The organism is Thalassolituus alkanivorans, from assembly GCF_020447205.1.
Lineage (GTDB): Bacteria > Pseudomonadota > Gammaproteobacteria > Pseudomonadales > Oceanobacteraceae > Venatoribacter > Venatoribacter alkanivorans.
Genome location: NZ_JAJAEL010000049.1, coordinates 1 through 19,331 on the forward strand (window position 1 = coordinate 1; position 19,331 = coordinate 19,331).

The 19,331-nt window shown below is 52.5% G+C and carries 15 protein-coding genes and 1 tRNA gene; 6 read left to right on the forward strand and 10 right to left on the reverse strand.

The annotated features are described in order from the left end of the window. The 5 genes from LGT44_RS18135 to LGT44_RS18155 form a co-directional block, all read left to right on the forward strand. Nucleotides 1-1,168, forward strand: a 1,168-nt coding sequence (locus tag LGT44_RS18135; RefSeq protein WP_230333672.1) for a GMC oxidoreductase, incomplete at its 5' end; no start/stop codon positions are given. A gap of 25 nt (nt 1,169-1,193) precedes the next feature. Next, on the forward strand, nt 1,194-2,120 hold the full coding sequence (locus LGT44_RS18140; protein WP_230331687.1) for a choline ABC transporter substrate-binding protein: 927 nt from the start codon (nt 1,194-1,196) through the stop codon (nt 2,118-2,120). A gap of 346 nt (nt 2,121-2,466) precedes the next feature. Next, complete coding sequence (choW, locus tag LGT44_RS18145) at nt 2,467-3,306, forward strand: choline ABC transporter permease subunit (protein WP_444875583.1); 840 nt, start codon at nt 2,467-2,469, stop codon at nt 3,304-3,306. A 1-nt stretch (nt 3,307) separates the two neighbouring features. Further along, on the forward strand, nt 3,308-4,474 hold the full coding sequence (gene choV / locus LGT44_RS18150) for a choline ABC transporter ATP-binding protein (protein WP_230331686.1): 1,167 nt from the start codon (nt 3,308-3,310) through the stop codon (nt 4,472-4,474). A gap of 129 nt (nt 4,475-4,603) precedes the next feature. Next, the gene (locus tag LGT44_RS18155) at nt 4,604-5,662 is read left to right on the forward strand and encodes a porin (RefSeq protein WP_230331685.1); all 1,059 of its coding nucleotides are present in this window, start codon (nt 4,604-4,606) and stop codon (nt 5,660-5,662) included. Between the two features lie 107 nt (nt 5,663-5,769). Here the strand turns inward: LGT44_RS18155 and LGT44_RS18160 are convergent, their stop codons facing one another. The 8 genes from LGT44_RS18160 to LGT44_RS18195 all read right to left on the reverse strand — a co-directional run bounded on the left by LGT44_RS18160 (nt 5,770) and on the right by LGT44_RS18195 (nt 14,960). Then, on the reverse strand, nt 5,770-6,621 hold the full coding sequence (locus LGT44_RS18160; RefSeq protein ID WP_230331684.1) for an SDR family oxidoreductase: 852 nt from the start codon (nt 6,619-6,621) through the stop codon (nt 5,770-5,772). Nucleotides 6,622-6,748: 127 nt separating this feature from the next. Next, the gene (locus tag LGT44_RS18165; protein WP_230331683.1) at nt 6,749-8,296 is read right to left on the reverse strand and encodes an amidase; all 1,548 of its coding nucleotides are present in this window, start codon (nt 8,294-8,296) and stop codon (nt 6,749-6,751) included. 141 nt (nt 8,297-8,437) lie between these two features. Beyond that, on the reverse strand, nt 8,438-9,352 hold the full coding sequence (locus LGT44_RS18170) for an FAD:protein FMN transferase (RefSeq protein ID WP_230331682.1): 915 nt from the start codon (nt 9,350-9,352) through the stop codon (nt 8,438-8,440). After that, nucleotides 9,336-10,523, reverse strand: a complete 1,188-nt coding sequence (locus LGT44_RS18175) for a DUF3570 domain-containing protein (RefSeq protein WP_230331681.1) — start codon at nt 10,521-10,523, stop codon at nt 9,336-9,338. The genes LGT44_RS18170 and LGT44_RS18175 overlap by 17 nt, the downstream gene beginning before the upstream one ends. 11 nt (nt 10,524-10,534) lie before the next feature. Further along, complete coding sequence (locus LGT44_RS18180; RefSeq protein WP_230331680.1) at nt 10,535-10,747, reverse strand: DUF4266 domain-containing protein; 213 nt, start codon at nt 10,745-10,747, stop codon at nt 10,535-10,537. Between the two features lie 15 nt (nt 10,748-10,762). After that, on the reverse strand, nt 10,763-11,263 hold the full coding sequence (locus LGT44_RS18185; RefSeq protein WP_230331679.1) for a TlpA disulfide reductase family protein: 501 nt from the start codon (nt 11,261-11,263) through the stop codon (nt 10,763-10,765). A 15-nt stretch (nt 11,264-11,278) separates the two neighbouring features. After that, a complete protein-coding gene (locus tag LGT44_RS18190; RefSeq protein ID WP_230331678.1) occupies nt 11,279-12,634 on the reverse strand; it encodes a DUF1501 domain-containing protein in 1,356 nt (451 codons plus the stop codon). A gap of 10 nt (nt 12,635-12,644) precedes the next feature. Beyond that, nucleotides 12,645-14,960: a c-type cytochrome gene (locus LGT44_RS18195; RefSeq protein WP_230331677.1), complete on the reverse strand. Its 2,316-nt coding sequence runs from the start codon at nt 14,958-14,960 to the stop codon at nt 12,645-12,647. Nucleotides 14,961-15,286: 326 nt separating this feature from the next. Between LGT44_RS18195 and LGT44_RS18200 the strand changes: the two genes are divergently transcribed. After that, on the forward strand, nt 15,287-17,278 hold the full coding sequence (locus LGT44_RS18200) for a sensor domain-containing diguanylate cyclase (RefSeq protein ID WP_145470996.1): 1,992 nt from the start codon (nt 15,287-15,289) through the stop codon (nt 17,276-17,278). Between the two features lie 74 nt (nt 17,279-17,352). Here the strand turns inward: LGT44_RS18200 and LGT44_RS18205 are convergent, their stop codons facing one another. Together LGT44_RS18205 and LGT44_RS18210 are read right to left on the reverse strand one after the other, a co-directional pair. After that, a complete protein-coding gene (locus LGT44_RS18205) occupies nt 17,353-19,017 on the reverse strand; it encodes a methyl-accepting chemotaxis protein (protein WP_230331676.1) in 1,665 nt (554 codons plus the stop codon). A gap of 228 nt (nt 19,018-19,245) precedes the next feature. Continuing rightward, nucleotides 19,246-19,331 (reverse strand) — tRNA-Leu (locus LGT44_RS18210).

Below are 19,331 nucleotides of genomic sequence, written 5' to 3' on the forward strand. Positions count from 1 at the left end.
TAAGCAGCAGGAAGGCTTCGGCCCTATGCATATGACGGTAAAAAATGGCCTGCGCTGGTCAACCGCCAATGCCTATCTGCGTCCGGCGATGAAACGCAATAATTTAACCGTGATAACCCATGCACTGGTGCATAAGGTTCTTTTGCAAAAGCAGCCGGATGGGTTGCGTGCAACCGGTGTGCGCTATGAGCGCAAGGGTAAGATTGAAAATCTGCGTGCACGCAAAGAGGTTATTTTATCAGCCGGTTCCGTAGGTTCGCCGCATATTCTGCAGTTATCCGGTATTGGCCCGCGTGATGTACTGGAGCAGGCCGGTATTGAAGTAAACCATCACTTACCCGGAGTGGGTGAAAACCTGCAGGATCATCTCGAATTTTATTTTCAGTTTAAATGCAAACAGCCTATTACCCTGAACAGCAAGCTGGGGTTGTGGAGTAAGTTTTTAATCGGCAGTCGCTGGCTGTTTACCCGCAAAGGTCTGGGCGCGACCAACCATTTTGAATCCTGTGGTTTTATCCGTTCCAAGGCCGGGGTGGAATGGCCTGACCTGCAATACCATTTTTTACCCGCGGCAATGCGTTATGACGGCCGTACGGCTTTTGATGGCCATGGTTTTCAGGTGCATATCGGTCATAACAAACCGAAAAGCCGTGGTTATATCCGCGCTGTCAGCGCTGACCCGCACAGTGCACCGCGTATTCTGTTTAATTATCTGCAGCACGAAGATGACCGCGAAGGTTTCCGTGATTGCGTAAAGCTGACCCGTGAAATTATTGGTCAGCCGGCATTTGATGCCTATCGCGATGGTGAAATTCAACCGGGCGAGCAGGTGCAGACAGATGAACAGATCGATGAATTTGTGCGCAGTAATGTCGAAAGCGCTTATCACCCATCCTGCTCCTGCAAAATGGGCACTGATGAATCAGCCGTGGTTGATCCCGAAACCCGCGTTCATGGTGTTCAGGGGCTGCGGGTAGTTGATTCCTCCGTTTTTCCGACGATTCCCAACGGCAATTTAAATGCCCCCACCATTATGGTGGCCGAGCGTGCAGCGGATTTTATCCGCAGCAGTCTGACAGGCCGCTCACAGATATTACCTCCCAGTAACGCAGAGGTTGGTATGGAAGCCGACTGGAAAGAAAAACAACGGACTAATCCGCCGGCCTGATCCGGCAAAAAAATGCAGGAGACAAATGATGACTTTACGAACGATTTTATTATCCATGGTACTGGCGGTAACTTCTGCCGCTCAGGCAGAACAGTGCAATACGGTGCGCTTTTCTGATGTTGGCTGGACAGATATTACCGCCACCACCGCTCTGGCTTCTGTAGTGCTGGAAAGTGCAGGCTATCAGACCAGTACGCAGTTACTGTCGGTACCGGTGACGTATAAGTCGCTGGAAAATGGTGATATTGATGTATTTCTGGGCAACTGGATGCCAACCATGGAAGGCGATATTAAAGCCTACCGTGAACGTGGCACGGTCGATACGGTGCGTAAAAACCTGAGCGGTGCCAAGTACACTCTGGCTGTACCTCAGTACGTTTATGATGCCGGAGTAAAAACCTTTGCGGATATCGCTGAATTTTCCGATAAGTTCGATAAAAAAATCTACGGTATTGAGCCGGGTAACGATGGTAATCGTCTGATTCAGGAGATGATTGATCAGAACGCTTTTGGTCTGAAAGGCTTTGAAGTGGTGGAGTCGAGCGAAGCCGGTATGTTGTCACAGGTTAAGCGAAAAACCCGTCGTGATAAGTGGATTGTCTTCCTTGGCTGGGAGCCACACCCAATGAACAGCAACTTTAATCTGGCCTACCTGGAAGGCGGCGATGATTTCTTTGGCCCGGATCTGGGCGGCGCGTCGGTATTTACCAATACCCGTAAAGACTATGTTGGCCAGTGCGCGGAAATAGGTAAATTTCTCAACAACCTGAGCTTTACCCTGGAAATGGAAAATCAGGTGATGGCGGCCATTCTTGATGACGGTAAAAAACCCAAAGCAGCAGCCACACAATGGCTGAAAAATAATCCTGACGTACTGAGCGTCTGGCTGAAAGACGTTAAAGCCGCTGATGGCTCGCCGGCTTTAACTAAGGCACAGGCTGCTTTCCGCTAAGTATCCATAAATACAGGAAGTTAGGGCCTGTTAACACTAAGTGAATCGAGCCTGCTGAGAGCCAGTTTTTCTCAGAACAAGGAGAGAGGAGTGATATTAGCGGGCTAAATGAATGACGAACGACGATGTTAATGGGGAAAACTGGTCTCAGCCCGAAGGGTTATGGCTAAAAATCCCTCATTCTGCGTTGCTGTTCGCTCGCTTAACCCGTTAGGCCACACTCTCAGCGCCTTGCCTGAGAAATTTTTAGCCGATAACAGGCCTGTTTAATTAGTGTTAACAGGCCCTAGTGCACCTGATGCACTGATTTCCTGCTCAGATTTCTGTTTTGTTTCTTTATAACTACGTGAGTCTTATGGATAGTTTTAAAATTCCACTCGGTGAATATATCGAGCTGTTTTTCGACTGGTTGGTAGATAACACCTCCGGTTTCTTTGATGCCATGGCCGAATCACTGGAATGGCTGATTAATTCCAGTACTGATGCGCTTACCTGGATGCATCCGGGCGCCTTTATTGTGGTTCTGGCACTGTTTGCGTTCTGGCTGCATCGCTCTGTGGGATTGGTATTGTATGCCGTTGCCTCGTTATTGCTGATCTGGAACCTGGGGTACTGGGTCGAAACCATGCAGACCTTGTCATTGGTGCTGTATGCCACGCTGTTTTGTATTTTATTAGGTCTGCCGATTGGCATTTATGCGGCGCATCATCCGCGTTTATACACCGTCTTACGGCCGGTGCTGGATCTGATGCAAACCGTTCCGCCCTTCGTTTATTTAATTCCAACGCTGACATTGTTTGGTCTGGGTGTTGTACCGGGCCTGATTTCCACCATTATTTTTGCCATTGCCGCACCGGTTCGTCTGACCTATCTGGGTATTTCTGAAGTCCCGAAAGAAATGGTTGAGGCTGGTCAATCCTTTGGTGCCACGCGCTCACAGTTGTTATGGCGTATCGAACTGCCGGCGGCGGCGGCTAATATTGCTGCCGGTGTAACGCAGTGCATTATGTTGTCGCTGTCGATGGTGGTAATTGCCGCCCTGGTCGGCGCTGATGGTTTGGGTAAGCCTGTGGTCCGGGCGCTGAACACGGTAGATATTGCCAGCGGTTTTGAAGCGGGACTGGCCATTGTTCTGTTGGCGATTTTACTCGATCGCCTGTGCAAACAACGGGAACAGGTGAGCTGATATGATTGAAATTAAACATCTTGATGTGGTCTTCGGCCCACAACCCCAGCAGGCGCTGGCATTACTTGATCAGGGCCTGGATCGTGAACAGGTTCGTGCCCAAAGTGGTTCTTTGATTGCCGTTAAAGATGCATCACTGACGGTGAAACGCGGTGAAATCTGTGTACTGATGGGCCTTTCTGGCTCTGGTAAATCCAGCCTTCTGCGTTGTATTAATGGCCTTAATCCGGTTGCCCGTGGGGCGGTAAATATTGAGCATGACGGTGAAATGCTCGACTTTGCCAGCGCCGATGCACAAACCCAGCGCGATATCCGTATGCGCCGGATTTCTATGGTGTTTCAGAAGTTTGCATTAATGCCCTGGTTGACGGTGGAGCAGAATGTTGCGATGCCACTGGAATTACAGGGCTTGCCGAAAGCTGAAATCAAACGCCGGGTCAGTGAGCAGCTGGAAGTCGTTGGCCTAGCTGAATGGCGCAAGCTTAAACCGGGTAAGTTATCCGGCGGTATGCAGCAGCGGGTTGGTCTGGCCCGGGCGTTGGCGGTTGAGTCCGATATTTTATTAATGGATGAGCCGTTTTCTGCCCTCGACCCGCTGATCCGGACTCAGCTGCAGGACGAGTTGTTGCAGCTGCAGGAAAAACTGAAGAAGACCATTATTTTTGTCAGTCACGATCTCGACGAAGCGCTGAAACTCGGCAGCCATATCGCCATTATGAAAGACGGTGAAATTGTGCAGCATGGTAAACCGGAAAGCATTGTGCTCAATCCGGCGAACGATTATGTGCGTGATTTTGTTGCCCATACCAATCCGCTGAATGTATTGCGTGCGGTATCAATAATGCGTGAGCTGAGTGATATGGCGCAGCAGGAACGGGGCTATTGTCTGAGCAAACGCCATGATTATTGGCTTAGCCCCGATGGTAATCAGGTACAGGTAAAAGATCAGGTCTATGCTGTACAGTGTTGGCAGCAGGGTGATGATATCAGCGCGCTGCAGCAAATCCCCACCCGGGTGGGGCCGCGCACAGCCATGCGTGATGTGATGGAAATCCGTTACCACACAGGCCACTCGGTTCTGGTGGGTGATGAACAGGGGGGGCAGGGCGTTGTCGGTGACCGCGAGCTGTACCATACGTTGTTGGGAAAAATGATGTCCGACGACTAGTATCAACTTTAGGTTGATGCCGTAATTTGGCCGGGCAACAGGCGGTAAGCTCTGTCTGTTCTGGCCAGATATCCACGGGAAACCCTGAGTTTTCCGGGATTCATTCATAATAAGGAAGGAGAGAGTCTTTTGAAAAAAGTACACTTATCCCTGGCCATTGCGGCCATCAGTGCAAGTGCGGTGCCTGCTGTTGCATCGGAATCGATCAGCGGTGGCTTCTGGCTGAATCATGCGCTTTATAACGATAACGTTGATGAAGTGTCTTATGGTGATACCAACTACGAAGCGCTGATTCTGTATATCGATAAAACCGATGAAAAAACCGGCTGGCAGTTCTCCTCAGAAATGCGTTATGGCACCGGTGCTTTCACCGATCCGGCGAATAACAATACCGGTGCTCATTTCGGTTTCCATAAAGCCTGGGTGGGTAAAACCTTTGGCAAGGGTGAGCTGAAAATCGGTAAATCTCAGGTACCTTTTGGTTGGGCAACCGTTAACTTCTGGCCTGGCGATGAGTTGCTGGGTGGTTATGCCGACCAGATGGATGTCGGTGTTAAATGGAGTGCCGATCTGGGTGCGGTTAACTATGACGTTGCTTACTTCCACGTTGATGACTTTGGTTCCAGCACCGAAACCATGGACGACGGCGGTCACTGGGGCAGCAAAACCACTTACCAGAAAACGCATACTTTCGTGCTGAACGGTGCATATGATCTGGCTGACAAGCAAAAAGTCGGTGCCTCTTACCAGAACGGTAAATTACGTGATCTGACCGGTGCTAACGCTGAGCGTCCGTATGTTGGTGAGCATAATGCCGCGGTTGTGTATTACGAAGGTGAGTTCAGCAATTTAGGTGTTAAAGCCCAGTATATGATCACCGAACGTGATCTGAACGGTATTGGCGGTGCAAGCGGTTTACCTAAGGTTAAAAACGACCGTAAAGCCGTAACGCTGACCTACAGCATGGGTGATTACCTGTTTTATGTGGATTACACCAATGCTGAATCGAATACCAAGGGGAATACCGTTGGCTCCGCCGACAGCTGGGCGCCGGGTGTTAGCTATAACTATGGCCCGGGCTGGTTCTACCTTGAATACGTATCCAATGATGGTGATATCGGTGCCAATGGTGAAGTTGTTGACGGCGACTTCGATGCACTGTATCTGACCATGGATTATTACTTCTGATTGCATAAGATGTAATAAGACCATAAAAAAACCGCAGCTCAGGCTTAGGCTGCGGTTTTTTTATGGCGTCAGGTTATGTTTTATGAAACCACGTTGTGTTCTCGGCCTCAGCGTTTTAACGCCAGCAGCCCGAATTTTTTACTCAGTATTTTGTCGAGCAGAGGCAGTGGAATCCAGCGCTTCATAAAGGGCAGTGCGCGGCTGCCATTACCGATACGGATCACCGGGTCCGGCTGGCTCAGTAACTGTGCCATTAATTCGCGGGCAAAATCCGTTGCCGGAGTCGGGTTGTCCTGTGAGGCAGTCGCCCGTGCCTGAATCTGTTTTTTCAGCGGTGCGTAGAGTGAACCGGGTTGAATCAGATCGCCCAGATTGGCCAGGGAGTTATCACCGAATTTTGACTGAATCGCACCAGGCTGAACGGTAATAACCTGAATATTAAACGGCGCAAGCTCCATGCGCAGAGCATCGGATAAGGCATGCAGAGCGGCTTTGGTGGCGCAGTAGGCGCCGGAAAACGGTGTGGTCAGAATGCCGGAAACCGAACCGATATTGACCACCTGAGCCGGATGTTTTTCATTCTGGCCGGCCTGTAATAACGGCAATAAGGCTTTGGTCAGCGCAATGGGCGCAAATACGTTGGTGGCAAACTGCTGTTGCAGCGATTCGCTGCTGAGCTCGGCCACCGGCCCCATAGCGGCGTAACCGGCATTATTAATCAGGCAGTTCAGGTGGCCGGAGCGTTCACGGATAAGTTCAGCCGCCTGCTGAATATCCGCCGCATTGTTCACATCCATCTGCAGGGGAATTAAATGGGTGCTGGTCAGGTTATGCAGGCTGTCGGTATTGCGCGCGGCGGCATACACCAGATAACCATGACGCAGAAATTCTTCGGTCAGGGCGCGGCCAATACCTGAAGAGCAGCCGGTAATCAGAACGGTTTTATTATTCATGGGCATATTGGCAATCTTTTAATTGTTATCGGTCAGGGTGCCACAATCCTGTGACAGGATTGTGGATGGCCTTTTTATTTTCTGTTTCTGTAGCGTGTTTGTTGCATCTTATAAATCCGGGATGCGCTGCACCTTATAAATCCGGGATGCGCTGCATCCAGGGCTGCGCCTGTTCCAGCTGTTGGGCCAGCTGCAGCAGGGTATTCTCATCGCCCATTGGCGCAATAAACTGCGAGCCCAGTGGCAGGTTATTCGCCGTCCAGTATAACGGCACCGACATCGCCGGCAGGCCGGTCAGGTTGGCGAGCTGGGTAAAGGGCAGTTTCTCCAGATTATCCAGTGCCATCTGTTTCACCATACCGCTTTTCAGCAGTAACTTATGCAGACCAAAGGCATTGATCACTTTCATGGCTATTGCTTCCCATGCCGGTGGCTCAAAGCTGCCAATCGGCACCGGCTCAGAGCCGAGAGTCGGGGTTAATAATACATCGTAGCGCTGATGAAACAGGTGCATGGTCTGGGCAAAGTCATTCCAGCGGCGCTTGGCCTGCACGAAATCTCCGGCGGAGATGGTTTTGCCAAGGAAGCCCAGTACTTTGGTGGCGTCTTCCACATCCAGATTGCTGATGCGGCTGCCCAGCTGCTGCGCCATAAATTCAAGGTCGGCCGCAACATGGCCGAAATACATGGTCAGGTAACTGTCGGCCAGCGCTTCGCCATCCAGACGGATGTCAACCGGCTCCACCTCGTGGCCGAGTTGCTCCAGCAATTTTACGCTGTGCTCAACGGCGGCAACGGCCTCAGCGCTGACCGGGCGGCCAATAAACGAGGTGCTGGTATAACCGATACGCAGTTTGCGCAGGGGCTGACTGAGGCATTCGAGATAATTATTACGGCTGCGCAGCGGGTAGGGGCTGGAGCCATCGGGGCCAGCGATCACATCCAGCATGGCGGCGCTGTCACGCACACTGCGGGTGAGTACATGCTCGGTCGCCGCACCGTCCCAGAACTCCTGCGCATAGGGACCGGTCGGCACCCGGCCACGGCTTGGCTTGAGGCCAAACAGACCACAGCAGGCGGCAGGAATACGGATAGAACCGCCGCCATCACCACCGGAAGCCATTGGCACAATGCCGGCGGCAATAGCTGCGGCCGAACCACCGCTGGAGCCGCCGGGTGTGTGATCCAGATTCCAGGGATTGCGCGCCGGGCCAAAGGCCTTGGGTTCGGTGACGCCCATCAGCCCCAGTTCCGGCGTGTTGGTTTTACCAAAAAACACCAGACCGCTGCGTCTGAAACGGCTGGCCAGTTCGCTGTCGCGTGGTGAAATACGGCCTTTTAATGCATTGCTGCCGTTGCTCAGCGGTGTACCTTCGACCGCACAGAGCAGGTCTTTCAGTAAGAAAGGCACACCAGAAAAGGGACCATCGGGTAAGCCGGCGTTAATTTGTGCGCGGCCGTAATCGTACAGGGGGGTAATAATGGCGTTGATTTTGGGGTTGACCGCTTCGGCCCGGGTAATGGCCAGATCCAGCAGTTCGCTGGCGGAAGTTTCACCGCGTTGTACCAGATCAGCCAGCCCCATCGCGTCATGCTGGCGGTAATCAAAAGGGGCTGCGTGGACGGCTTTAGCCTGTTCTGTGGCTGGATTACTGACGGTATCGGCGCTTGGCGTTTCCATAGTCTGACCTGCTGATGTTTTTCTTATTGAGGGCCTCTTTATATCAGCCCTTGGCGGTAACGGCCAATGCCGCCGGTGTCAGGTTATGGGTGCTGAGTGTCAGGCTTTAGTTATTGAGTGCCAGGCTGCCGAGGCAGTGTGTCAGACTTCTGGTGTCAGTGGCCGCAGTTGCAGTGCAGGGTCGATCAGCAGGGCATGAACGTCCTGTTCCTGCAGCCAGTCAACGGCAGCGGCTTCACGCAGCATGGCAATGCTGGATAAGGTGCCGGCCAGCAGGCAGGACGGAGCCAGCACCGTCACCGAGGCCCAGTGGCTGACCGGCCAGCCGGATTGTGGGTTTAACAGGTGACAGTAACGGCGGCCTTCCAGCTCAAAATAGCGCTCGTAATCGCCACTGGTGGCCATGCCGCCGCGATAAACCGGAAGTTGCGCAATGGCCTGCTGCGGCTTGCGTGGATGGCGCACACCCAGCAGCCAGGGCTCTTCTCCCTGTGCGCTGATTTTCGGGCCGAGAATGTGCAGGTCGCCGCCGAGATCGATAATTCCCTGATGCACGCCGGCATTGCGGGCGATTGCAGCGGCACAGTCGGCGGCGTACTCCTTGCCGATACCGCCGAAGTCCAGCTCCATATCGGCGGGCATCCGCAGTTCGTTATCGTTCAGGGTCAGCCGGCCAAGGCCAATGCGTGGCAACAGGCGCTGCAGAGCGGCGCTGTCGGGCAGGGCGGGATGACGGAAGTTCCAGACGCTGCGCAGAATGCCGGAGCTGATATCAAACAGGCCGTCGCTCTGTTCAAAACACACCCGTGCGTAATTCAGCAGCCAGGCGGTTTCGGCATCGATAACGCTGGCTTGCCCTGCATGCTCGTTCAGACGGGACAGTACGCTGTCGTGACGGTAGCGGCTGTATTTCTGCTCAATGCGGCGCACTTCCTCTTCCATCTGCTGCGCCAGTGTATGAATACCGGGCAGGTCGGGCAGATGAAAGCAGCAGGGCGACGCCATGGCGGTAAACTCATGGCGGTGCAGGGTTACAGCTTCAGTAGCGGTATTCAATGCCAAGACTCAGGATACTGTAATCGACCAGTGCCGGGGTTTCGTTATTGGTGGTTTGTACCAGGGCGAAATCTTCCGATGACAGGTATTGCTGCCAGTCGATACTGAGCGTCCATTGCTGATACAGAATGCGGCTTTCTAAGCCATAGCTGAAGGCACCATAAGACGATAAACGCGCATCGGAGCTGTTCAGCTGATCATCCGGCGGATTCTGTTCGAGGCTGTAAAAATCGGCCTGGGTCTGGCGGTAGTAGCGCATCATCGGGATAAAGCGGAACGAAAACGGCGCCAGACTGACGCTCTGTGCCCAGCGTGCGGTCAGGGTGTGCGAGCGAATGCCCCAGTCATCGCTGTAGTAGCGGTAATCGCCATGCAGGGCTGCGCCATCCCACAACGGAAAAAAGTGCCGGTACTGACCACTGAGGGTCAGCTGTCCACGCCGGTCGGGGCGGCGGTCTTCAAATTTATACGGGTCGGACAGGTAGCCGGACAGCTGGGTGTAGCCGAGGCCAACCTGTACCACGCGGTTTTTATCAATAACCTGCGAGACGCCTTCGTAAATGGAGACACTGCGTTTGCCGCGGCCATCGGCACGCTGGCGGTCAGGTGAAATATAGGCATCACTGGGCGACAGTTCATCCAGCGACATACTGACAGAGCCGAGCAGCGTGGTGTGTTTATTAAACAACTCCAGCGAACCATCGGCACCGAGGGCAACAGACTGGTAATCGTTTTCCTGCGACAGGGCCAGACTGGTTCCCAGCGTGCCGTCGAGCTGGCCGTTCAGCGCACCACTGAAATAGCGCTTGGGAGTAACTTTCAGGTCATAGCGGGTTTCATTAATACTGGCACCACTCATCAGCAGCACGCTCTGGCCATTGGCATTCTGGTAAGTCTGCATGGGTGAAGCGCCGCTCAGTGTTTCGTACTGAAACTCGCTGTTCAGATACCAGTCATCGCCCAATGGCCGTCCATAGCGAAACTGGTGAATATCGATACTGTAACGCTCGGTTGTCGGAGTAAAGGTTCGCGCCCGCGGAGCATCGGCTTCCTGATACTGACTGAAGCGGTACGCCATCACCTGTTCGGTTGGCGCGCTTTCCGCTTGAACCGGCAGAGTCGCCGCGGCCGCTGCCAGAGCGGCCAGAGAATTGAGTGTGTGTTTGCTCATAACATATCGGGCTAGTTACAGCCGCATCCGCCCCCGGCTGCCTGACCGCCGCCGGACGATCCTTCCTTGGAAAAATGAATATGGTTATCGAGCGAGGCCTTCAGTGGGTCGAGCTGCCAGGCCATGATGTCCTGAGCCAGGTTGCCCCGTTCCCAGGGTTTTACCGTGCTGCAGCCGCTGATCATCAGCAGGATAGTTACGGTAAGCAGTAATCGGCTGAGCATGGACTCAATACTCCGTTATTTTTGCTGCAGTTGCTGAATGACTTCAGCGCGGATTTTGCTGATATCGGAGGGCTTGAAGCCCTGATGCACGCTCTGAATCCGTCCCTGACGATCAATCAGGTAAGACGTTGGCATACCACGCAGACCAAAAGCGGTGGGGGTTTTGCCTTCACCGTCGTACAGCGTTGGATAGCTGACCGGGAATTCTTTCAGAAACGCACGGGCATCTTTGACATCTTCATCCAGATTGATGGCCAGCACTTCAAAGCCCTGACCTTTCAGCTCAGTGCGCAGCTCGTTCAGCAGTGGCAGGGATTTACGGCAGGGGCCGCACCAGGAGGCCCAGAAATCAACATACACGACTTTGCCTTTGTAGCTGGCCAGTGACAGCTGACCTTTCTGGGTTAACAGCGGCAGTTTGAAGGCCGGGGCTTTGTCGCCGGTTTCCACCGCCAGACTCAGGGATGAGGTCAGCAGGGTGGTCAGTAACAGTACAGCGGTCATCAGTAAGCGCACGGGCTTATCTCCTTATTAAGCGAAAATATCAAAGTCGTTAACCCGCAGCGGATAATTGCTGTTCAGGACGCTTTGATCAACTCCAAGCAGCTTACGCAGAGCCTGGTTAACATGAGCCGGGGTCAGCTTGTCGCCGCTGGCATCGGCCAGGCCGGTGCTGCGGTTCAGTGTCTGAGCACGATATTCACTGGTGGAGGCGCCGAACACTTTGCCGCCGGTGCTGCCGGGGTGCAATACCATCATGCTGGTGACCGGCCAGTGATCTTTGCCATTACCGGAATTGTAGTAGGGTGTACGGCCGAAGTCAGAACCAACCACGACCGTGGTGCGGTCGGCGATACCGGCGTATTGCAGGGCAACCTGCAGGAAGTGGATGCCTTCCAGTAAGTCCCCCAGTTGCGGATAAGCACTGGCGTCGTGATTACCGTGGGTGTCGAAGCCACCGATATTCAGATTGGCCGAGGCCGCCAGGCCACTGTGGAAGGCGGCGGTTACCACCTCTGCCTGACTTTTCAGGCTGTTGGAACGGTTCGTGTTCCAGTTACTGTCGCGGCTGACGTTGGCACGGATATCGGCCAGCGATACGCTCAGCTGACCAAGATTGCTGTCTTCACTGCGCACACCGAACAACTGACTCAGCTGCTGGCGGCGTAACGGCAGTGGCTCCTGTTGCTGCTGGCGCTGAAGCCTGGCTTTCTGTGCAGCAACAATAGCGCTGTACTGGTCGATGCTGCGGTCACTGGTGCGGAACATAAAACCCCGGTCGCCGCTGTAGCGGTTAGGGTCTGCCAGCTGGTTAATAAAATCTGCATTACTGGCCCGGGCACGGGCAACCAGTGAGTCGGTAAAGTCGTAGCCACCGTTGCTGATAAACGCCATTGGCAGGGTTGGGCTGGTGGCCGCAGCAAAGTAGGCGGCAAGGCTGGGATAACCAATCTCTTCTTTTCCAGACCATATTACGCGGTTGCCGGTATCGTGGTTATTGGTGCCGGTATCGATGCCGTTGATGACGGTCAGACGGTTGCCATAGGTGTTGAAGAACTGATCGAACTGGCCTTCTACCCGCAACAGTACGGCATCGTCGTTGGAAACAAAGGATGGGATGGCACTCCAGCGGATATTGCCGAAGGCTTTCGCCGGGTCCAGATCGACGGAGTTGGTAGAGCCCAGATGGCGGTCAGACTGAGCTTCATAGGCACTGTTCAGGCCTTTGGGATCGCACAGCGAGGTCGGGTCCCAGCCACCACTGGCATTAACAACCACCAGAAACCGGTCGGGTGCGGCTGCAGCATGAGCCTTGGGAGTCCACAGCGGCATTTGTGCGGTCATGCCGGTGGCCGCCATGAGTTGCAGAAAGTGACGACGTTTCATGGCGTTCTCCTTATTCGTAGGCAAAGCGGTAGTCAGACAGCAGATAGGTAATTACAGCCATCCAGGCGCGGATGCTGTAATTCTCATCCCGTTCAAGGCGTAATTCCTCCGGCATATCGCCATTGGTACGGCCGTCGGCGGCACGGTACCAGCGCGCGCGACATTCCCATTCAAGAGAGGTCCCTGGTCGTGGTTCGTAGTCGCGGTAATTAGCCAGCAGCTCCTGACCCTGGGCCCAGACCTGATAGAACAGGTCATAGCTGGCCTGCAGTTCGCTGCTGTTGATATCAAGCTGTTCGCCCAGCAGTACCCAGTGCAGGTGCTGCAGGTTGTGTTTAATCATGCTGACAGCCTGAGCGTTGACCGTGCCATCGCTGTTCAGCGGTGTGGTTGTCGGCTCAACATAACGGAACAGCTTGCGTTCGGTGGCTGTGCGGGTGAAATCCAGCGCGGTACCCCGGCAGGCCATTTCTGTCGCCATACGCTGCTGAATGGCGATGGTCAGGCCGCTGGGTTCACGGATGCGTTCGGTAATGCTGTCGGAATCCATGCCGCCGTACATGATGCGGTTGTTTTCATTGCGGAACTCATCCCAGCCAAAGCCCAGGGTAGCCTGCAGCTTGCGCTGCATCTGTTCCGGGCTGAGGAACTGGCTGGCACCAATATGCTTATTCGACGCCAGTTTGCCTGCATCTACCGCCTTGGCCCGGTAATAAGGGCTCATGATGATACCTTTGACCCCGGTTTTGATATTCCAGCCGTCGGCAGCCATGGCCTGACCGATGGTGTTGATAACAGCTCGCTGGCTGTTATAAGCGACCTTGTCGGCGTCACTGCCATTCTCGCCTGGCGATTCCAGCGGTTCCTGGCCAATGATCCCGGTATACAGGGTGCGCATGGTGGCGCGGATAAAGCGCGGGTCGTTGGCGATTTCGGTACCCAGCCACTGCAACATCTTGCGGAAATAGCCGCTGCTGCCGGACAGTGGAATGGTTTTGCCAGCCAGACCAGCGGGTTCTATATCGGAGCTGTCCCAGCGGTTAGGGGAGGTGCTGCCGGTCACAATAAACTGGCCGCGGTCGGTAAAGTGCTGGAAAGCAGAAGAAACCGGGTCCATTACCTGATGACAGGCATAGCAGGCCGGATCAAGCAGCGTCGGGTTTGCAGTACCTGTACCAATACCATCGCCCGGACGGTCACCTTCAATTTTCAGAATGTCGGTATCCAGAAAATAATCAAAAACAATACGTGAACGGTGACGGTTGCGGTTGGTTGCGGTGGTTGGATAGCGGTTTAAGAACATCGGAGAGGTCAGCACACCGGCGTGATAGAGGCCGCCTATTTCATATTCGAGATTCTTTTTTACCTGTGCCGGGCGGAAATCGTTCGGGTCGTAATAAACTTTAACACCGTTGGCATCACAAACCGGCTCAGCCAGCTGCTTAAAGGGGGTACCGGAATCAACCAATGTTGCTTCATAGACCTGCTGGCTGTACCAGTTCACCATCATGTAGTCGGCATTCATATAGAGGGTGTGAGGCAGACCGTTTTTGGCGGCGTAACGCACCAGCTCGAGAGGTTCGCGGGCAACGGCATCGTTAGTGAGTGTGCGCACACAGCCACGGATGCTGCTTTGCTCATCCGCTGGGTAAGCATCGTTGTACCATTTACGGTTAGGGTAGTCGTCAGGGTCCAGCAGGTTGACTCCACCTTCAAACTGATTACTGGTCAGGTATTTGTCGGTCAGCAGCTGTTCGTTAAAAGCTTCCATCAGCCACTGATAAAAATTCTCTTCATTCATCAGCTGATTGAGCGCAAGGCTCAGGCCGCTTTCGCCATTATTTTCCACCATGGCAATTTCGCTGTCGGTGGGCAGGCGGCCAGCCAGTTGTAAGGCTGCACTGCGCAGGGTAACGGTCAGTTCGTTATTGGCGACACCTTCCAGTGTGGTTGTGGCAGCGGCAAGGTTATAACCATTGAACGCATAAAGGATGTATTCCGCGGTATCGGTCGCACAGCTGCCACTGCAGCTGCCTACTTTTCCGATGGGCATGGTGCGGCTGATTTCATCCGCCAGAACGCTCAGAGTTGAGCAGGTGGCACAGGCAACCAGTGACGAGCCAATGGGAGTACCGTTACCGTCAACCCCATGGCAGGATGCGCACTGGCGTTCATACTGGCGCTGTCCTTCGGGGTTGTAATTGCCAATCAGAGTGCCATTGCCGCCATTCGACGCGCCGCCAACATCTCCTGAATATTCGCTCTTGCAGCCGCTCAGGGTTGCGCCCAGAGTCAGCAGTAATACCAACCAGAGTGTGTGTTTCATCCTCGCCTCACCGCGTTGAATCATGCCTTCTGCGGGCATTCCTTTTGTTATTGTCCTGATGGATCGGATCTTTTATAGCAGTCATTCCGTGAAAAAACTGTGAACAACGCTCAACTCTGATGATATGACAGAACCGGCAGTGTAATTTTTTGTGGCGCAGAAGGGTCATGCTGTATCTGCTGTAGCCTGTGCTCATGCAGAATACTTAGTAAGTGGTCTTTATGTGGTACTTCGGTACTTTTCCTTGTTCGGAATAAATCAGCCGCTATTCCCTTCACTGCAAGGTTTGCCTGCTAGACTGAATTCATCATACGGATGGATGAATTATGTCCCAGCGGTTACTTTCGCCAATGGTTTTTATTTGGCTGATGTTTTTTTCTGTCCCTGATGGAATAGCAGCAACCGCTGATATTGCAGAAGGTAACAATAATAAAGAGCGCATTACTGATCATAATGTCCGGACGGCAGAATATACCGATATCCGCACATTAGCGTCCGGGCAGGAGCTGGATCCGGTGCTGCAATATTACGAAGATACCCAAGCGGCCATTCAGGGGGTACCTTCGGCAGCCTTGGCCTGGCAGTACAATCTGCAGCATAAAATGTCTTTTGGTTATACCGATTCTGTGTACTGGTTTCGTCTGGCGTTGAGTAATCCCGGGGATCGGTCCGAACAACGTTTCCTCAGTCTTACCTATCCAGTGCTGGATCATGTCCGTGTCTATCACCGCAGTAATGAAGGAGATTGGCAGCAGCTGGAGCTGGGTGATAAACAATCATTTTATCAACGACCGGTAATTCACCGCTATTTTGTTATTCCTCTGACGCTGGCTGCCGGCGATGCTGACGAGTGGATATTCCGCGTGGAGACCTCCAGCTCTATGCAGTTTCCACTGAGTATCTGGCAGGAACGTGATTTTTTTATTCACGACCAGCACCAGATTCTTGGCATGGGTCTTTATTACGGCATTATGCTGATTATGGTGCTGTATAATCTGTTTATATTTCTGGCGGTAAGGGAAGCAAATTATCTGTACTACGTGCTGTATGTTGGCAGCATGGCAGCGTTTCTTGGCAGCTTGCAGGGTATTAACTTTCAATATCTCTGGCCGACGGCTACTGAGTGGAATGACCAGAGTATCATTGTATTCCTCAGTGGCGTTGTACTCTTTGCGGCTATTTTTACCCGTAATTTTCTTAATCTTCAGGAAGTTAATTGGCTTAACCGCTCCTTTGGCGTGATTGTTATTGCTTCTCTGGCCATTGTAGTGATGAGCAATATTATCCCATATCACACCATGATCCGGGTTTTGATTGCGACGGCGGTGATTGGTATTGGCCTGGCTATTTATGGTGGTGTCTGGCGCTGGAGTCAGGGATATTCTGCGGCCCGTTATTACACCGTTGCCTGGTCATCAATGTTGATCGGTGGCGCGATTCTGGCAATGAATAAATTCAATATTATTCCGCGTAATATGTTTACTGAGAATATCGTCCAGTTTGGCTCGGCACTGGAAGTTATTCTGCTCTCTTTTGCTCTGGCTGATCGTTTAAATCAGGAAAAACGTGAACGTTTTGAGGCTCAGATAGCAGCTTTTGAGCATGAAAAAATAGCCCGCATAGCACAAGAGGATGCGCTGGAGCAGGAGCGTAATGCGCGGCTTGCTCAGGAAAAAGCGCTGGAACATGAACGTGAAGCACGTGAAGCGCAGGCAAAGGCGCTGGAAATTCAGCGTAAAGCAACGGAAACTCTGGAGCTTCGTGTTAAAGAGCGCACCTTAGAGCTGGAAGATGCCAACCGTAAACTGGAGATAATGAGTATCACTGATCCGCTGACGAATGTCCGGAATCGTCGTTTCTTTGATCAGATTATGCAACGGGAAATGGCCCGTGCTATCCGTGAGCGTGAGCCGCTCAGTCTGCTGATGCTGGATGTGGATTATTTTAAAAAGGTTAACGATGTTCATGGTCACCAGGCGGGGGATGAAATTCTGCGTGTGGTCGCTCAGGCTATACGGCAAACGGTACACCGTAATACCGATCTGATTGCGCGTTATGGCGGTGAAGAGTTTATTCTTATTCTGCCCAATACGGAGTTGTCCGGAGCGATGCTGGTGGCTGAGTGTTTACGCAAAACCATTGCTAATCTGAGTTTTGACCGTCTTGCCGAAGGCCTGAAAGTAACGGTCAGTATCGGGGTACATGGTGACGTTCCGCAGTATCAGGATAAGCCAGAGCATTGGGTGCGTTATGCCGATGAGGCCTTATATTATGCTAAGGCCAATGGGCGTAATCAGGTGACACATTATCGTGGATGATTGTCGTAAGAAATAATAAAGGATGCATGGCATCCTTTATTATTTTCAGTTATCCCTTTCAGAATAATAGGGCTTTATTCACTGCGGTAGCCAATCCGGAAGCCTCCCCAGTGGCGGCCATTCACATAAATAGGCACGGATAAATCGTGCATCACTTCACCGGTATCCCGCTTATAGGTCTGCAATAAAAATGGCCGGGTGTTGGCGCCGCAACGTGCTCCGGTTCTGTCATTGAAAATACGTTTGGTACGGCTCTGCAGCAGATCTTTGGCGTAATCGCCGGTCAGTGGCTGAGAGAAACGTTTATTATGGGTTGGGAAATAACCATTAACATCAACTGCTCCGGCGTAGGCAATGCTGCTGTTGCGTTCAAGAATTGGCTCCTGAATCGCCGGAAAATGCTGATCACTGAACGTATCATAGCTGGTTGAGTATTTTGTTGGACTGGTGCCTTTAATTGGCTGGTAATTTTTATCAAATACCTGATCTTCCGTCAGTTGTCCTTTTCTGATTGTTTCACTGAGCAGTGAGCCTATGGCTTCAGCAGCAGCTATTGCTTCTTTTTTTGCGGTGTCGTGGGGTTCTCCAAGCTCGCTGTTACCAAAGGCTTCGTAAATTTTTTCAGCGGTTTCAGAAAGCCCCAGTGAGCGTTCGGCAATGGAGGCTATTTCATGCTCGGTCAGTTGCAGTCGTTTGCTGGTCTCCTGCACGATGGACGAAATATGGCGGATATTCTGACTATTTTCCTGAACGCTGGACGCAATCGTGCTGATGCTGTGTTCGATTTCTTCAGAACGATCATAAATATCATTAAGGTGTGTGCTGATTTTTTGTGTCATCTGCACGCCATGGTCAATGGTCACGGTCAGCTGTTGACTGTTTCCTACGGCATTTTTAATTTCCAGATTGATCTGATTAACGGTATCGCCAATCTGCTGTGTTGCATCGGACGTTTTGGCTGCCAGTGCGCGAACTTCATCAGCCACAACGGCGAAGCCGCGTCCTTGTTCCCCCGCGCGGGCTGCTTCGATTGCTGCGTTCAATGCCAGCAGGTTGGTTTGTTCGGCAATGTCGCTGATAACCCGGGTAACGGCTTTAATTTCTTCGGATTTCGCTTCAAGCTGTGCAATCAGTTCAGCATTGGTATTAACCTGCTGTCGGGTTCCTTCCATCTGGGGGATGGTTTCATCAACGGCTTTTTTGCCATGGGAGTTAATGGTTTTGGCTTCACTGGCTGCGCGTGAGGCTTCCTGAGTCTGGCTCACCATGTGTTCAACGGTGTCGTGAATCTGGTTGGCTGATGCAACAATCTGGTCGGTATCGGCAACTTCGTCATGAATCTTGGTTTTCATCTGGTCGGCGGCATACGACATTTCCGCAGCGGCAATTGCAATGCGGCCGCCGTGTTCTGACAGTTTGCTTTTTAATTCGCTGTAAATACTCAGCTGTTGTTCAAGCCGGTCCAGATCTTTCTTCAAATAGGAAGGCAATGGATGGCGAGTGCGGTCGTGCTGAGCCGTGGGATGAGTCAGACGGTGTGCAATCTGGTGGCTTAGCAGGATCTGGGGACGGATGACCATGCGATACAGAACGGCAAGAGTAGCAGCGATTGTTATCACAATAACAGAGACTGTCGTCAGATCTGGCGGAGTAGACAGGTGGGCCAGTTGTGTCAGAACCAGGCTGGCGATGAGGCTGATCAGCGTTGCCAGCAATATGCGGATTCCATGCTTTGACATATTACGCTCCGGAATAGTTATTCCTTTCAGCTTAGTCAAAACAGAGCGGAGTCGCAGAAGTAAATGGTAGTAGTCTTCAGGCGTTGTCTGATCTGGCGGGGTTTCGGACTAAAGGTTATAACGTGACTTTTTTGCAAAGATAAAGTGCAGAGGCGGTAATCTGGATGTGTTTGTTGGGGGGATAAAGAAGAGGGGAGAAAGTATTCACCAATCATTCAGAGAAATGATTGGTGCCCAGGGAGAGACTCGAACTCTCACGAGCATAGCTCACAGCGACCTGAACACTGCGTGTCTACCAATTTCACCACCTGGGC

Bases quoted from the DNA above. Each gene is read 5' to 3' on its own strand.
- LGT44_RS18190 (WP_230331678.1), bottom strand. From the start codon at position 12,634: ATGAAACGTCGTCACTTTCTGCAACTCATGGCGGCCACCGGCATGACC.
- LGT44_RS18205 (WP_230331676.1), bottom strand. From the start codon at position 19,017: ATGTCAAAGCATGGAATCCGCATATTGCTGGCAACGCTGATCAGCCTC.
- LGT44_RS18160 (WP_230331684.1), bottom strand. From the start codon at position 6,621: ATGCCCATGAATAATAAAACCGTTCTGATTACCGGCTGCTCTTCAGGT.
- LGT44_RS18175 (WP_230331681.1), bottom strand. From the start codon at position 10,523: ATGAGCAAACACACACTCAATTCTCTGGCCGCTCTGGCAGCGGCCGCG.
- choV (WP_230331686.1), top strand. From the start codon at position 3,308: ATGATTGAAATTAAACATCTTGATGTGGTCTTCGGCCCACAACCCCAG.
- LGT44_RS18140 (WP_230331687.1), top strand. From the start codon at position 1,194: ATGATGACTTTACGAACGATTTTATTATCCATGGTACTGGCGGTAACT.
- LGT44_RS18165 (WP_230331683.1), bottom strand. From the start codon at position 8,296: ATGGAAACGCCAAGCGCCGATACCGTCAGTAATCCAGCCACAGAACAG.
- LGT44_RS18200 (WP_145470996.1), top strand. From the start codon at position 15,287: ATGTCCCAGCGGTTACTTTCGCCAATGGTTTTTATTTGGCTGATGTTT.
- LGT44_RS18180 (WP_230331680.1), bottom strand. From the start codon at position 10,747: ATGCTCAGCCGATTACTGCTTACCGTAACTATCCTGCTGATGATCAGC.
- LGT44_RS18195 (WP_230331677.1), bottom strand. From the start codon at position 14,960: ATGAAACACACACTCTGGTTGGTATTACTGCTGACTCTGGGCGCAACC.